A 14,768-nucleotide genomic window follows, 5' to 3' on the forward strand; every position below is an offset into this window, starting at 1 on the left:
TCATGTACGGCGATGCCGGATCGCAACAAATCCTGGTTCTGCTATCTGCCGGTGACCCCGGAGGCACAGGACTGGGGATTATATGTGCTCGACGCGGGATACACGCTGATCCCTCCCCATACGCCGTATCCGCCCCACCAGCACCCGGAGGATCACCATTTCAGGTGGGAGCTGGGACGGACCCTGGATTCCTATACGCTCGTCTACATCACCCGCGGGGGCGGGGTCTTCGACTCGGTGCGCGGCGGCGAGCAGCGCATCTCGGCGGGCGATCTCTTCATCCTGTTTCCCGGCGAATGGCACCGCTACCGCCCCGACGCCGAGACCGGATGGGACGAGCACTGGGTGGAGTTCGACGGCGAACAGGCGCGTCGTATTATGAGCCACACGGGATTTACGCCGCGCAAGCCTGTGATTCAGGTCGGGGAGGACGACGAGTTGCTGCGACTGTTTCTCGAGATCGCCGAGGCGACGGAAACCCAGCCCTACGGATTTGAACACGTGATCGCCGCAAAAACCTCGCAGATCGTCGCCTGCGCTCTCGCCGACCTGCGCCGTGGTGAATTCGCCGACCGCGAAAACGAGAAACTGATCCGCCGTGCGCGCGCCTACCTGATCGAGCACATGGACACCCCCGTCGATTACCGCGAACTCGCCTGCATGCTGGGACTCAGTTACTCCGCTTTTCGCCGCCTTTTCAAGCAGTTCACGGGGCTGCCGCCCGGCCGCTACCAGCGCGCCCTGCGCATTCGCAGGGCCGGCGATATGCTGCGCCGCACACGCCTTCCCATCGGGGAGATTGCCGAGCGGCTCGGATTCGAGTCGATCTACTACTTTTCGCGCGTTTTTAAGAAAGAGACCGGACGTGCCCCCAGCGAGTGCCGCGAGTAACGTCGCGATCGCGAGGAGAGAATGGGATTAACCATATTGGTTGAGGGGGGGAGTAAGAATCAGAATCGGGATCGGGATTCACAGAGAACATGATTCGTACTCGGAGCGCCGAAGGCGCGATCCCACTTCCCCTGTTCAAGGAATTCGAGTACGAGTACCGCTTCGCTGAGTACGAGTGCGAGTACGAGTACGGATTAGGAAGTGTCCCGTTGACTGTTGAAACTTGAAGGCGGTCTCCTGAGCGTCCATGTTGGACGCTCGGGGCAAACCAACCCGAAAGGAGACCGCCATGAGTGACAATAGCGTCCTTGAAGCCCTTGGACAAGTTGAACCGTCTGCAGCAGGAGATGTTTTCCGTGACTGGCTGCGTGGTGAAATGCGAACCCTGATCGCCGATATTCTGGCTGAAGAGGTCACAGAATTGTGTGGTCCGGCCTACAAGCCGGCAGGGGACAGAGGCTGCCGACGTGCCGGCGGAACCCGCGTAGGACTTCGAATTGACGGTATTGATGAGGAGATCCGCAAGCCGCGTGTACGTCGCCATGAGGCAGACACATCGAAGGAGGTCAGGCTTAAAAGTTACGACGCGGTCAACAGGGCCGACGACCTTCGTGACCGTATCTTGCGTGCCACAGCTGCCGGAGTCAGTTCACGTGATCAGAAAACCTTGTATCCCGATTCAGCGCCCGGACGCAGCAGGGTTTCCCGCGCCTGGATTGTCGAGGGCCGACAGCGCATACAGAAGCTCCGTGACCGCGACCTGAAGTCCGAGAGGTTCTTCTGCATGCTGCTGGACGGCATTGTACTGTCCGAGGATCTCAGCGCCATTGTGGGGCTGGGCATTACGCTGGACGGCCGCAAAGTTATGCTGGATTTTGAAATAGGCGCACAGGAATCGACAGAAGTGTGTGACGCATTGCTCGACCGCAGCCGTTCTCATTATGGCCGCATTCCGACCGCGGACGGCGTGGCAGCCGTCCCTCCCGAGTCGATATCCGACGCATTTTCGGGCACTGGGAGGGTCGGGTGCCACCCCGACCGAAAAGGGTGAAGCCATAATGAGAATCGCTGGCTCGACCGGCTTGTCCACCGCGGTCTTGAGTTCGAGGGCGATCCGTTGGCGGTTCTCGACGGTTCTCGGGCACTTCATAACAGCGTCTTGAAGCATTTTCCGCGAGCGCGCATTCAACGATGCCTGGTGCATAAGGAACGAAATATTAAGCGTTGTCTCTCCAGGCGTCATCACGGCAGCGTGAGCGACGTTTTCAAGCGTCTCCGCTCCGTGGAAGGCGAAGAAGCCGGACGTGAAGCACTCGCCGATCTGGAACGCTTTCTGAGCCGGCACAGCCACAAGGCCCTGGAATCCCTGCACGAGGCCGGTGAGGAGCTCATTACGGTTCACAAGCTGAATGCGCCGTCCACTCTACACACCACGTTGACGAACACAAACTGCATCGAGAACCCGTTCCGAAACACACGCGCAAAAATCGGGCGGGTGAAGCGTTGGCGCGCAGAGACGGATCAGGCGGAACGCTGGCTGGCCTATTCGCTTCTGAGGGCCGAGAAAGGGTTCCGTCGAATCAAAGGCTATCGTCAGATCCCGGTGCTTTTGAAATCCCTGGGCTGGCCATCGGAAGCTGTTGAGGCGTCGCTCCGCTCCGCCCTTGGCCCTCCGGGCCATCCCGCCTCCGGCGGGAACGGGCTCCACTCCACGACGCCTCACCCCCAGGCAGAGAGCGAAGCGAACTGCCGAACAGGGACTGGACAAGTGAATGACAAGGAACTACATCGAAATGAAGACCGAGACCGCCAACGAGTTTCAACAGGATTCGGGACATCCCCACGGATTATGTTCACCCCTTCATGCTCTTTATGGTGAATCCCATTCTCTCTCCCCTTACGATCTCCCGCATCCCACCTTTCCCGGGAACCCGTCCATAAAAATCCACGAATAACCAAAAATTTCAGTAGAGCCGAAGTGCATCACGATCCCGCTCAGGTCCGGATGGCTTCGTTCATGGCGCCGCAACGGGGACACTTGGCGACGGTGCGGGTACGGGAACCGACGTAAACCCGGGCGCAGCGCTCACAGCGATAGACGTGCTGGTGGGCGGTTTTTTCGCGGCGACCGTCACGCCATTCGTAGAACAGGGCGACCAGCACGAGACTGACGAGTGCGGTGCCCAGCACAAGGGCACAGAATTGACCGAGGGTGCACTCGATCATGAATCTTCCCCGTTTCCGCTCCCCGCACCCGTTCGGTAGAGCCTCATGTGCGCGGTTCGCATACCCGCCGCAGGATCGAACCGCATCCGGCGCAGAACCGACATCGCCAGGGTCGCCAGTTCTCCAGATCGCTTTTCCGGGGAATCGAGAAATACGTTGCTTACACGCCCGCTCGCATCCAACCGCAGCCGGACGGTGAATTCCCACGGGCCGGGGATTCGCCGGAAGGGCTCAAGAGCAGGGCTGTGCCGCAGTGCCGCCGCCTCGGCCGGGGGCAGAATCCTGTCGATGCGATCCTTACGGCGCGGGAGATGGATCAGGTCAGACGCGGATGCGGGTTCCGGAAGGTAAGCCCCCGCCGGCCTCCTTTGGAAGTCATGGAGGAACAAGTACGACGCGGGCCCCGCCGCCGCCTCGAGGAACGCCGTCGCCTCGGCCTTGCGCTCCTCGCCCAGACGGGCGCCCTCCTGCCCGCTTTCAAGGAATCGCCGGCTGAATCCGTAGCGCGATGGGAGCGAAAAGAGCACCGGCGACCCCAGGGTGCGTGCGGCGGCCACGGGGCTGTGTGCATCAGGGGTTCCGTTCCGCGGCGCGTGGACTATGTGCAGCCTGCGATAGACCGGGCGTACCGATCGACGCATCCGGATGTCAAAGGCCATGCCGAGGGCCAGATGGATCAGCAGGGCGAGCCCGGCTGCGGCGGGGAGCACCCATCCTCGCCCGCTGCGACGGCTTTTCCCGGCCTCCATGTTCATCTCACTTCCGAAGGCTGGCGGGTGGCGATGACGATATCCCGGATGCCTGCGGCGCGCGCGCGGTTGAACACCTCGGTCAGCCGCGCGTGCCGCGTATTCCGGTCCGCCTCGACGATCAGTTCCGTTTCGGGATCGGCCTGCACGCGTCGCGCGAACGCATCGGAGAGCCCTTCGAGCGTAACCCGCTCATCGTCGAAGAAAATCCATCCTTCGCGGGTGACCGTCAGCACCGCGGCATCGAATTTTGCGCCGTCCGCGAAGGGCGCTTCGGGAAGACTGATCCGCATCCCGGGCTGAAGCACGTACGGAGCGGTAAGAAACTGGAACGCCACGAGCAGCAGCGCGGCGTCGAACACCGCCGTGGCGAAAATACTCCAGCCCTGCGTCCGCCGCCGCCGGAGGAAATGGCGCCTGAGTTCATGTCTCAGATTGTAGGTCGGGATTTCCATGAGATTTCCGGCCTGATTCCGCTTTCGCCTCTAACGCTCGCCCTGACCATCCCCCCGGTTCTTCTTGCGCTCTTCGAGAAAGCGGATCATCTCCGCCGCCGCCTGTTCCATATCCATCACCAGGCGTTCGATGCGCGAGAGCAGCAGGTTATGGCCGGCGTAGGCCGGGATGGCCACGAGGAGGCCGGCCGCGGTCGTGAGCAGCGCGCGCCAGATTCCGCCGGTCACATCCCCCATGTGCACCAGGGGCGCATTCTGCTCCATGATCATCAGAGACTGGGCCAGCCCGACCACCGTCCCGAGCAGGCCGAGCAGCGGGCTGATCTGCGCGAGGGTCATGAGGGTCCTCAGCCTCCGTTCCAGGCGGGGAACCTCTTCAAGCCCGGCGTCCTCCACCGCGCGAACGAGCGCGTCCCGCTCGCTGTTGTGGTGGAGCAGAGCGGTGCGGGTCACGTACGCCACGGGACCCGGGGTCTGGTCGCACATCTTCACGGCCTCCGGAAGATTGTCGCGCTGCACGATCGTCTTGATGCCGCTCAGAAAATCTTCCGTCTTGATCTCGGCGCGATGAAGGTGGAAGAGGCGCTCGAAAAACAGGGCGAGCGCCGCCACGGCGGCGGTCGCGATCAGCCACCCCAGCGCGCCGGCATGTCCGATGAAGAATTCCATTTTAACTCCGCCTTTCCGGTGACTCCTGCGGACTGAATTCAGAACAACCATACGTGTTCGAGGCGGATGCGGCCAATCCTCTTCGCCGCCTCCTCGGCGGCGGGCACGCCCGCCTCGACCACGCGCTCATAAACCTTCACGGCCTGTCGCCACTCCTCCTGTCGCTCCTTCACCGTCGCGGCGTTGAAGGCCGCCCGCGTAAACCAGAGCACGGCGTCGGGAGTGGGCGGAACCTCGTCGGAGAGATAGCTGTAGACCGCGTTCATGTAGTGCGACACGGCTTCCGTCCGGTGACCGAGTTTCTCTTCGCAACGCCCGATCTTGTACTCGGCCTGGAGGCGGAGCACGGATGATGCGGAGGCACTCTTCAGAATCATCCGGTACGAATCGCGTGCCTCGCGATAGCGGGCGGGATCGTCCGCCCCCAGCGTGAACTGACAATCGCCCTTGCGGCCCCAGGCCGCGTCGGCGAGGTAGTGGTCCGGATACTCGCGGATCACCTCTTCGAACGCGAGGATGGCCCGCGGAAATTCTCCGAGTTCGGTCAGGGCGTCGCCCTGCGCAAATCGCGCCCCGGGCAGCTGCTCGCTTTCGGGGAACTGCCCGGCCAGCCGGCTGAACAGTTTCACGGCGGCGCGGAATTCGCCGCGGGCCGCGGCGGCACGGCCGGACCAGTATAAGGCGTCATCGACCAGTTCGTGCCCCTCCGCCTGATCGGCGAGCTTTTCGAACGACTCCCGGGCGGCGGCGTAATCCTGGTGGTTGAAGTAGTACTCGCCGATCCAGAAGGTGACCTCCGGCGCCCATGCCGACTCCGGGAAACGCCGGGCGAACTCGCGGCATATCTCCAGGGCCCGCTCCGGGTTCCCCAGCAGCAGGTGACAGAATCCGCGCATGAAAAAGGCCCGCTCGGCAGCCTCGCTTCCGGGATGCTCATCGCGCACCGCATCGAAGACCTCCAGGGCCTCCTCGAATCGGTTGTGCCGGTACAGAAGCAGGCCGCGCTGTTTCATGGCCTCCGCCGCCACCGAGGCGTCTTTTGCCGACTCCGCGAGTGCGGTGTAGGTCTCCAGGGCCTTTTCCCAGTCGTTTTTTTCCGACTGAATATCCCCGATGCGCAGACGCGCACGTCCGGCCAGAGGGTGGTCGGGATAGCGTGCCGCCAGCTCCCTGAACCCCTCCAGCGCCTCTTCCCGCGCGCCGGCGCGAGCCGCGGACAGATGGGCCTGATAGAGGGCCTGCGGGACGCGCGGCCCTCCCTGAACCGCCTCGGCGGCTTTGAGGTAGCGCGTCCGGGCTTCTTCGTACTGCCCGCGCCGGAAGAGGGCATCGCCGGCCTTGAACCAGGCACGGGCGCGCATTTCGGCGCCCTCCAGGGCGCGGGCGGCCTCTTCGAACGCCGGGGTGGCCTGAGCGTAACGCTGCAGATACCATAGACACCAGGCCTTGTTGTAATAGAGCCGGCCCGCGGGCGCGGAGGTCACGTCCAGCACCGCCTGGTAGGCGTCCAGCGCTTCGGCGTACTCCTCCCGCGCATAGAGCAGATCGCCGCGCACGGTCTGCAGCTCGGCGGCGATGTTCTTATCGGCGGCTCCGGCGATGGCCTCTTTCAGGAGGTCCAGCGCCTCGGGCGCCCGCCCCGAGTCCGCAAGAATCTTCGCGCGCAGCTTCCTGAGCCGGAGCCGCTGCGCAGGATCGGCGAACAGCCCGCCGGCCCGATCGAGCCGGCCCAGGGCCTCCTCGTAACGTTCGGCGCGGCGGTCATCCTCCGCGAGAAAACAGAGCGCCCGGATTCTGCGGCGGGGCAGCCCGTCCTCGCGGCCGGCCATGGTTGAGAGCGAGGCCCTCGTGGAGTCGTTCAGACGCGCATCTTCCTGGCGCAACTCGAGCTCCGCCAGCAGAAGCAGGGCCTCGCGCGCTTCCTCCCGGCCGCTGTACTGCTCCCGCACCTGCTCCAGCACCTCGCGCGCCGGCCCGTAGCGCCCGAGTTCGATGCGGACTTCCGCAAGGGCGAGGCGGTCTCCGGCCGTCACATCCCCGGAACGGTCGTCAATGAATCCGGCCAGCGTCGCCTCCGCCCGCTCCGTCCGCCCCGCCCGCCGCAGGGCCCTGAAGCGGAGGCGCCGGGCGTCCGGGAGTCGGCCGGAATCCGCAAGCACGCCGCCGTGCCGGTCCAGACATTCAAGCGCCTCGCCGGGGCGCCCGTCCTCCAGCAGCGCCGCGGCGCGCCAGTAGGCGGCCTCCGGCGCCACGCCCGCCTCCGCGGCCGCATCGACCGCGGGCAGGTTCTCGAACGCCTGCGCCGCATCCCCAAGCCCCAGCATCGCCCGCGCGTGCAGAATCCGGAACCGAAGCCTGTCTCCGGCGTCCTCCGCGGTGCGCATCGCTTCGCGCGACTGCCGGGCGGCGACGTCGTAGAGCCCGTCCTCCAGCGCCGCGCGGATGCGCCCCTCGCGCGCCGACGGTTCAGCATGCGCGACCGCCGCGGCCGCGAGGATCAACAGAAACAGCCTGAAGCCCGTGCGGATCATGTTCGCCGTAACACCTCCCGCAGGTAGCGGCCGGTGTATGAGTCCGCCGATCCGGCGACCTCCTCCGGCGGGCCCGCGGCCACTACCTGTCCTCCGCCTTCGCCTCCCTCCGGTCCCAGGTCGACAATATAATCGGCGCGCTTGATCACGTCGAGATGATGCTCGATCACCAGCACGCTGTTGCCCTCGTCCCGCAGCCGCTCGAGCACCTCGAGCAACTTGTGCACGTCGGCGAAATGCAGCCCCGTCGTCGGCTCGTCGAGCAGGTACAGCGTCCTGCCGGTCGATCGCTTGCTCAGCTCGGTCGCCAGCTTGATCCGCTGCGCCTCGCCGCCGGAGAGCGTGGTCGCCGGCTGCCCCAGCCGGATGTAGCCGAGACCCACCTCGGAGAGCGTACGGAGTTTGCGCGCCAGCGAAGGCACGGCGGAAAAGAAATCCAGCGCCTCTTCGACGGTCATCTCGAGCACGTCGTTGATGTTCCGGCCCTTGTAGCGGACGTCCAGCGTCTCTTTATTGTACCGCCGGCCGGCGCACTGCTCGCAGGGGACGTAGATATCGGGCAGGAAGTGCATTTCGATCTTGAGCATGCCGTCGCCGCGGCAGCGCTCGCAGCGTCCGCCCTTGACGTTGAAGCTGAATCGCCCCGGACCGTATCCGCGCATCTGCGAGGCGGGGAGCTTCGCGAACAGTCCGCGGATAAACGTGAACGCGCCGGTGTACGTCACCGGATTGCTGCGCGGCGTGCGGCCGATCGGCGACTGATCGATCACGATCAGTTTGTCGATGGCCTCCAGCCCCTCGATGCCGCGGTGCGCGCCGGGACGCTCCCGCGAGCCGTGGAAGTGACGGTTCAGCGCGCGGCGCAGGATGTCGTCGACCAGCGTGCTCTTGCCGCTGCCCGAGACCCCCGTCACGCAGGTGAACAGTCCGACCGGAATATCCACATCGACATCCTTGAGGTTGTTCTCGCTCGCCCCGCGCACGGTCACATACCCCCGTTCCGGCTCGTGGCGGAATTCCGGGACCCCGATCTCGCGTTCGCGGTTGAGGTACTGGGCCGTCGCGGAGGCCGCGACCTCCCGGAGCCCCTCCGGGTTGCCCTGGTACATGACCTCGCCGCCGTGTTCGCCCGCCCCGGGTCCCAGGTCGATCAGGTGGTCGGCGGAAAGGATCGTCTGCTCGTCGTGTTCGACCACGACGACGGTATTGCCGACGTCGCGCAGCTCGCGCAGGGTCTCGATCAGCCGCAGGTTGTCGCGCTGGTGCAGACCGATCGAGGGTTCGTCCAGCACGTAGAGCACCCCCGCGAGCCGGGAGCCGATCTGCGTGGCGAGTCGGATCCGCTGCGCCTCGCCGCCCGAGAGCGTGCCGCTCTCGCGGTCGAGCGTGAGGTAGTCCAGGCCGACATCGATCAGAAACCGGAGCCGCTCGCGGATCTCCTTCAGAATCTCGCCGGCAATCCGCGCCTCGTGCCCGCTCAGCTCCAGACCCTCGAAAAAAGCCCCCGCATCACGCACCGGCAGCGCGAGGACTTCACGAATGTTGCTTCCCCCCACCCGGACGGCCAGCGACTCGGGCCGCAGCCTGGCGCCGTCGCAGTCCGTGCAGTGCTGGCGCGTCATATAGCCGCGCAGCCGCTGGCGCTGATAGTCGCTCTCGGTCTCCTCGTAGCGCCGCCGCAGGTTGGGCAGCACGCCTTCGAAGGGCTTGGCGTAGCGGTGGTTCCGCCCGCGGCGCCACATGGCGAATTCGATCTCTTCGTCACCCGACCCGTGGAGCAGGATGGCGTGAAAACGTTCCGGGAGATCCTCGTACGGGGTATCGAGGTCGATCCCGTAATGGTCCGCCAGGCAGCGCAGCAGCCGCTTGTAATAGATAATCATCCGCCGCCCCCCGCGCCGCCAGGGGTGAATGGCCTTCTCCAGCGGCACCGACTTGTCGGGAACGACGAGATCTTCGTCGAAGGTAAGCATCGTCCCGAGCCCGTGACAGGTCGGACAGGCCCCGTAGGGGCTGTTGAACGAGAAGTTGCGCGCGGCGACGGGCGGAAAACTCAATCCGCAGTGCAGGCACGCGTTTTTCTCCGAAAAGAGCCGCTCCTCCTGTTCGCGCTGCTTCCCGCCGATCCGCGCGGTCATCTGGCCCTCCCCGAGCGCGAGGGCCGTCTCGACGGAATCGGCGAGCCGGCCGCGTATCCCCTCGCGGATCACGAGCCGGTCGACGACGGTCTCGATGGAATGCTTGCGGCGTTTGTCGAGACGCGGCACCTCGTCGAGTTCCACGATCTCCCCGTCCAGCCGCACGCGCACGTAGCCCTGCCGGCGGATTTCGCTGAACACCTCTTCATGCCCGCCCTTGCGCCCCTGGACGAGCGGGGCGAGGAGAACCGCGCGCGTACCGTCTTCGAGCGCCAGCAGTTGTTCGACGATGTCCTCCGCGGTCTGGCGGGTCACCGCCCGCCCGCACTGCCAGCAGTGCTGAGTGCCGATGTGGGCGAAGAGCAGCCGGAGGTAATCGTGAATCTCCGTCGTGGTCGCCACGATCGATCGCGGGTTGCCGCCGGCGGTGCGCTGCTCGATCGAGATCGCAGGCGAAAGACCGTCGATCCGCTCCACCGCGGGTTTCTGCATCTGTTCGAGAAACTGGCGCGCATAGGCGGAGAGGCTCTCGACGTATTTCCGCTGCCCCTCGGCGTACACGGTGTCGAAGGCCAGCGACGACTTGCCCGATCCGCTCAGTCCCGTGACCACGGTCAGCTTGTTTCGTGGAAGGCGAACGGTGATGTTCTTCAGGTTGTGTTCCCGTGCCCCATGCACGGCGATGTCCTGCGGCGGCATCTCATATTCTCCTCGAAAAGGTGCGGTATTGTATCATATCGCGCTCCGGCACCGGAAGCGAAGACCCTCGCGCAAAGACGGCGTCGGCCCGGAGGTGAACGGAAAGAGACCGGAAGTTTATGCCGGCGTGCGCCGCGCGGAGAAATGCGTTAGGGTGGCGGCATGCGCATTGTGAGCGGAAAACTCGGGGGGCGGCGCTTCGGCGCGCCGGAGGGTATCCGGCCCACCCAGGAGCGGGTCCGGGAGGCGCTGTTTTCGTCGCTGGGCGACCGGGTCGAAGACGCGCGCGTACTCGACCTGTTCGCCGGTTCCGGCGCATTCGGACTCGAGGCGTGGAGCCGCGGCGCGAAGGAAGTCCGTTTCGTGGAGAAAAACGGGCGCGTATTTCAGTCCCTGAACTCCAATCTGGATGCGCTGATTCCCGCAGAGGCGCGGCCGGCGGTAAAAGCGCACCGATGCTCCGCGGAGCGGTTCCTGGAGACGTGGCAGGGCGCGGCCTTCGACCTGGTCCTCGCCGATCCGCCTTACCGGAAAGCACTCGCGCAAAAGACCTTGTCCGCACTCTCCCGGACGCCTATGGTCGCCGCGGGTGGCCTGGTGGTGCTCGAAACGGCGGCGGACGATCCGGTGCGGGTGGAGGCGCCCTGGCGGGCGGTCATGGAGAGGACCTACGGCGACGCCCGGATCACGGTCATCCGCCGAACGGAGGAAATAGCGTGAAGAGATGCGCCATCTATGCCGGAACCTTCGATCCGATCACCGAGGGCCATATCGATGTCGTCCTCCGCGCCGCGGATATCTTCGAGCGCCTCGTGGTCGCCGTGGCCCGCAACGCGGGCAAGGATCCGCTGTTCTCTATCGAAGAACGGACCGGGATCGTCCGCGAGGCGGTCGCGGGCATTGAGCGGGTGGAGGTGGACGCCTTCGACGGGCTGCTGGTGGAGTACGCCCGCGAAAAGGGATGCCGCGTGCTGGTGCGGGGGCTGCGCGCGTTCTCCGATTTCGAGTACGAATTCCAGATGGCGCTGACCAACCGCAAGATGGCGCCGGATATCGAGACCCTCTTCCTGATGCCCTCGCCGGAGTACAGCTACGTCACCTCGAGCAACATCCGCCAGATCGCCTCGATGGGCGGCTGCACCCGGCGCTTCGTGCCCGACCCCGTCGCCCGCGCGCTGGAAGCCAAGTTCCGCGCGGCGGAGTGAACAGTTATACGCCTATTCCCGGGTACGGGCGGAGAACTGGAGGACGACCGGCGCGCCTTCGAGACCGAAGGCGGCGCGGAGGCGGTTCGTGAGATACTGGCGGTAGCCGTGACCGACGAGCTTCGGGTCGTTCACGAAGAAGCGGATGCGCACGGGGCGCGTCCCCGTCTGGACGGCGTAGAAGATCTTGAGCCGACGATTCCCCGACGCGGGCGGGGCGTTGCGCTCGACGGCGTCGCGAATGACCCGGTTCAGCACGCCGGTCGTGATCTGCGTCTCAACCTGCGCGGCGACGTAGTCGATGGCGTCAAGGCTTTCCCTCACCTCTGCGCCGGTGAGCGCGGAGACGAACAGAAGCGGCGCGAAATCCAGGAAGGGCACCGCCTTCTTCACCTCGGCGGCGTAGCTCTCGCGGGTCACCTCCGTGCCCTCGGCCAGATCCCATTTATTGACGAGGACCAGGATGCCCTTACGCGCTTCGATCGCCTCGGCGGCGATCCGCTTGTCCTGCTTGCGCGGTCCCTCCGTGGCGTCCATCAGCAGCACTACGACATCGGCGCGCCGGATGCTCTCGGCGGTGCGCATCCAGCCGAACATCTCGACGGCATCGCGGCGCCGCTTCGGATTGCGCACGCCGGCGGTGTCGATCAGCCGGTAGCGCCGCGCCCCCGCGCCGTCGCCGATCGTGAACGGTACCTCGATGGCGTCCCGGGTCGTGCCGGGGACCTCCGACACGATCAGCCGCTCGTCTTCGAGGATCCGGTTGAGGTATGAGGACTTGCCCGCATTCGGGCGTCCCGCCACCGTAACCCGCAGCGCCTCCTCCTCTTCGCGCGACGGGATATCCGGCAGCGACGCCGTGACCTCTTCCATCAGGTCGTACAACCCCCGGCCGTGCAGGGCGGAGACGGGGTACACGTGAAATCCCAGCCGCTCGTATTCCGCCGCCCAGTCATCGCGGCGCGGATCGTCGGCCTTGTTGGCGGCGACGACCACGGGTCGGCCGCTGCGGCGCAGCAGAGACGCGACTTCTTCATCCAGGGGCGCAACCGCCACGGTCAGGTCCACGACCAGCACGATCACGGCGGCGTCCTCGATCGCCACCTGCACCTGGTGATGGATGCCGGAGGCAATCTCATCGCGGTTACGCGCCGCGTCGACACGCTCCAGCCCGCCGGTGTCGATCAGCTCGAACCGCCTTCCCTCCCAGGAGATCTCGCAGGCCAGCCGGTCGCGGGTGACCCCCGACATCTCGTGGACGATCGCGATCCGGCGGCCGGCCAGCCGGTTGAAGATCGCCGACTTGCCGACGTTCGGGCGGCCCACGATCGCGACCGTGTTGCGCGCGGGGGCCGCGCCATCGTGCTGCTGTTCCGTCGTCTGATTATTCATGGTCCGAACACAGTGTTTTGAGTTCTTTTGGGTTCCGGGCGGTGCCGCGGTCGGTGATCCACGCGCGGATCAGGCCGGCGGGAGTGAGATCGAAGGCGGGATTCCAGACGCCGGCGTTTTCCGGTGCGACCGCAAAGCCGCCGCAGCGGGTCACCTCCTCCGCGCCGCGCTGCTCGATCGGGATGGCCTCTCCGTCTTCGAGGTCCGGGTCGAAGGTCGAATACGGTGCGGCGACGTAGAACGGGATGCCGTGGTGCTGCGCGGCGAGGGCGAGTCCGTAGGTGCCGATCTTATTGGCGACGGTCCCGTCTGCGGCGATCCGGTCGGCGCCGGTGATCACCAGATCGACCCCCTGTTCGCGCATCAGCGCCGGCGCGGCCCCGTCGCAGAGCACCGTCACGTCGAGCCCCGCGCGTCCGAGTTCCCACGCCGTGAGCCGCGCGCCCTGCAGCAGCGGGCGGGTCTCGCCGGCATAGACGCTGAGCTTCCATCCCTTTTCGTGAGCCCGATAGAGCGGCGCCGTGGCCGTACCGTAATCGCCGGTCGCCAGTGCGCCGGCATTGCAGTGCGTCAGCACCCGCGCCCCTGCGTGCAGGAACGGAAGACCGTGTTCGCCGATCGCACGGCACATGCGGATGTCCTCCTCCAGTATATCCAGGGCCTCCGCGCGCAGCCTCGCATTGAGTTCCTCCGCGTTCGAATCCGGCGCGTCGCCGATCGCCGCCCCGATCACCGCGGTGCAGCGCCGCAGCGCCCAGGCCAGATTCACGGCGGTGGGGCGGGTTGCTTCGAGCCGCGCGGCCCGCTCACGCAGACTGCGCAGGTAGTCCGCGCCGCCGCTGCGGACCGTCTGCATCGCGGCCGCGAGACCGAGGGCCGCGGCGCAGCCGATCGCCGGCGCGCCGCGCACCGCCAGGCGGCGGATGGCGTCCGCGATGTCTTCCGCGCGCTCGAGGTCGAGATAGACGAGCCGACCCGGCAGCAGGGTCTGATCGATAATCCGCAGTACGCCGGGAGGGACCTCGCCGCCGGCGGCGGGCCGCGCGGCGAGAATTTCCCCGCTCCGTGTTTTCCATCGCACCGGATCGAGCATATAGTTCGGCCTTGTTGTTCCGTGATGGCGAAAAGGAGAGGATAGATAAGATGGACGAGGCGGGACAAGCTAAAGCGGAGGTGGCGCGCTTCACGAAGCGGCTCTACGAAGAGGGCCTGATCACCGTTTCCGGGGGAAACGTCTCGATGCGGATCGATGCGGACCGGATCGCCATCACCCCCTCGGCGGTCGATAAAGGCGCGCTGGACGCGGCGCAGATCGGCGAACTCGGCATGGACGGCGATATGCGCGGCGGGGGACTCAAATCGAGCATTGAAACCGGGATGCACCTGGCCATTTATCGCCGCGCTCCGGAGACCGGCGCGATCGTCCACGCCCATCCGCCGTACGCCTCGGTCTTCACTGCGATCGACCGCGAGCTGGATACCACGCTGATCGCGGAGTCGTACGCGATCCTGGGCCGGCCGGCCTTCGCGCCGTATGCGATTATGGGTTCGCCCGAACTCGCGGAGCAGGTTGCCGCCTGCGCGGAACAGGCCGCCTGCATTTTGATGGAACAGCACGGCGCGCTGGCGCTGGGGCGCGACCTGACGGAGGCCTTCAACCGCGTGGAGGTGCTCGAACATACGGCGCGCATCAACCTCTACGCCGCCCTGCTCGGCGGCGCGCGGAAACTCGACGACGAAAGACTCGCCGCGCTCGATGCGCTTATGGGGCGCATCCCGCTGAAAGACCGCGAATGAAGTTCTCGGAAAACTC

13 protein-coding genes and 1 pseudogene are annotated in these 14,768 nt (G+C 65.7%); 6 read left to right on the top strand and 8 right to left on the bottom strand.

Going from position 1 to position 14,768, the window contains the following annotated elements; all coding sequences use genetic code 11:
• Positions 1 to 12 precede the first annotated feature (12 nt).
• The 3 genes and pseudogenes from L21SP4_RS11430 to L21SP4_RS12605 all read left to right on the top strand — a co-directional run.
• On the top strand, positions 13 to 891 hold the full coding sequence (locus tag L21SP4_RS11430; RefSeq protein WP_052882774.1) for a helix-turn-helix domain-containing protein: 879 nt from the start codon (positions 13 to 15) through the stop codon (positions 889 to 891).
• Positions 892 to 1,180: 289 nt separating this feature from the next.
• Positions 1,181 to 1,942: a transposase gene (locus tag L21SP4_RS12600; protein ID WP_074041416.1), complete on the top strand. Its 762-nt coding sequence runs from the start codon at positions 1,181 to 1,183 to the stop codon at positions 1,940 to 1,942.
• Between the two features lie 30 nt (positions 1,943 to 1,972).
• Positions 1,973 to 2,770 (top strand): annotated as a pseudogene (locus L21SP4_RS12605) (transposase); the annotation flags it as partial.
• Positions 2,771 to 2,886: 116 nt separating this feature from the next.
• On the opposite strand, the gene L21SP4_RS11440 reads toward L21SP4_RS12605, so the two are convergent.
• From L21SP4_RS11440 to uvrA, 6 genes are read right to left on the bottom strand one after another with little or no spacing between them, the layout of a single operon-like run.
• Positions 2,887 to 3,117 (bottom strand): hypothetical protein, encoded by a 231-nt coding sequence (locus L21SP4_RS11440; RefSeq protein WP_052882775.1) that lies wholly within the window; start codon positions 3,115 to 3,117, stop codon positions 2,887 to 2,889.
• Positions 3,114 to 3,872: a hypothetical protein gene (locus tag L21SP4_RS11445; protein ID WP_144413855.1), complete on the bottom strand. Its 759-nt coding sequence runs from the start codon at positions 3,870 to 3,872 to the stop codon at positions 3,114 to 3,116. Before L21SP4_RS11445 ends, L21SP4_RS11440 begins: the two co-directional genes overlap by 4 nt.
• Positions 3,869 to 4,321 carry an ExbD/TolR family protein gene (locus L21SP4_RS11450; RefSeq protein ID WP_052882777.1) on the bottom strand — a complete coding sequence of 151 codons (453 nt, stop codon included), beginning with the start codon at positions 4,319 to 4,321 and terminating at the stop codon, positions 3,869 to 3,871. Before L21SP4_RS11450 ends, L21SP4_RS11445 begins: the two co-directional genes overlap by 4 nt.
• A gap of 30 nt (positions 4,322 to 4,351) precedes the next feature.
• Positions 4,352 to 4,990: a MotA/TolQ/ExbB proton channel family protein gene (locus L21SP4_RS11455; protein ID WP_052882778.1), complete on the bottom strand. Its 639-nt coding sequence runs from the start codon at positions 4,988 to 4,990 to the stop codon at positions 4,352 to 4,354.
• 38 nt (positions 4,991 to 5,028) lie between these two features.
• Entirely contained in the window at positions 5,029 to 7,521 is a 2,493-nt protein-coding gene (locus L21SP4_RS11460) for a tetratricopeptide repeat protein (protein ID WP_052882779.1), read from the bottom strand.
• Positions 7,518 to 10,358: an excinuclease ABC subunit UvrA gene (gene uvrA, locus L21SP4_RS11465; protein WP_052882780.1), complete on the bottom strand. Its 2,841-nt coding sequence runs from the start codon at positions 10,356 to 10,358 to the stop codon at positions 7,518 to 7,520. Before uvrA ends, L21SP4_RS11460 begins: the two co-directional genes overlap by 4 nt.
• Before the next feature lie 162 nt (positions 10,359 to 10,520).
• On the opposite strand from uvrA, the gene rsmD reads away from it, so the two are divergent.
• Positions 10,521 to 11,078: a 16S rRNA (guanine(966)-N(2))-methyltransferase RsmD gene (gene rsmD, locus L21SP4_RS11470; RefSeq protein ID WP_052882781.1), complete on the top strand. Its 558-nt coding sequence runs from the start codon at positions 10,521 to 10,523 to the stop codon at positions 11,076 to 11,078.
• Positions 11,075 to 11,563: a pantetheine-phosphate adenylyltransferase gene (gene coaD / locus L21SP4_RS11475; protein WP_052882782.1), complete on the top strand. Its 489-nt coding sequence runs from the start codon at positions 11,075 to 11,077 to the stop codon at positions 11,561 to 11,563. The genes rsmD and coaD overlap by 4 nt, the downstream gene beginning before the upstream one ends.
• 12 nt (positions 11,564 to 11,575) lie before the next feature.
• Here the strand turns inward: coaD and der are convergent, their stop codons facing one another.
• A complete protein-coding gene (gene der, locus L21SP4_RS11480) occupies positions 11,576 to 12,955 on the bottom strand; it encodes a ribosome biogenesis GTPase Der (RefSeq protein WP_052882783.1) in 1,380 nt (459 codons plus the stop codon).
• Positions 12,948 to 14,048 (bottom strand): S-methyl-5-thioribose-1-phosphate isomerase, encoded by a 1,101-nt coding sequence (gene mtnA, locus L21SP4_RS11485; RefSeq protein ID WP_082116734.1) that lies wholly within the window; start codon positions 14,046 to 14,048, stop codon positions 12,948 to 12,950. The genes der and mtnA overlap by 8 nt, the downstream gene beginning before the upstream one ends.
• 50 nt (positions 14,049 to 14,098) lie before the next feature.
• Here mtnA and L21SP4_RS11490 point away from each other — a divergent pair, with 50 nt between their 5' ends.
• Positions 14,099 to 14,752 (top strand): class II aldolase/adducin family protein, encoded by a 654-nt coding sequence (locus tag L21SP4_RS11490; RefSeq protein ID WP_052882784.1) that lies wholly within the window; start codon positions 14,099 to 14,101, stop codon positions 14,750 to 14,752.
• Positions 14,753 to 14,768: the final 16 nt, after the last annotated feature.

It is taken from the genome of Kiritimatiella glycovorans (genome assembly GCF_001017655.1).
Classification (GTDB): domain Bacteria; phylum Verrucomicrobiota; class Kiritimatiellia; order Kiritimatiellales; family Kiritimatiellaceae; genus Kiritimatiella; species Kiritimatiella glycovorans.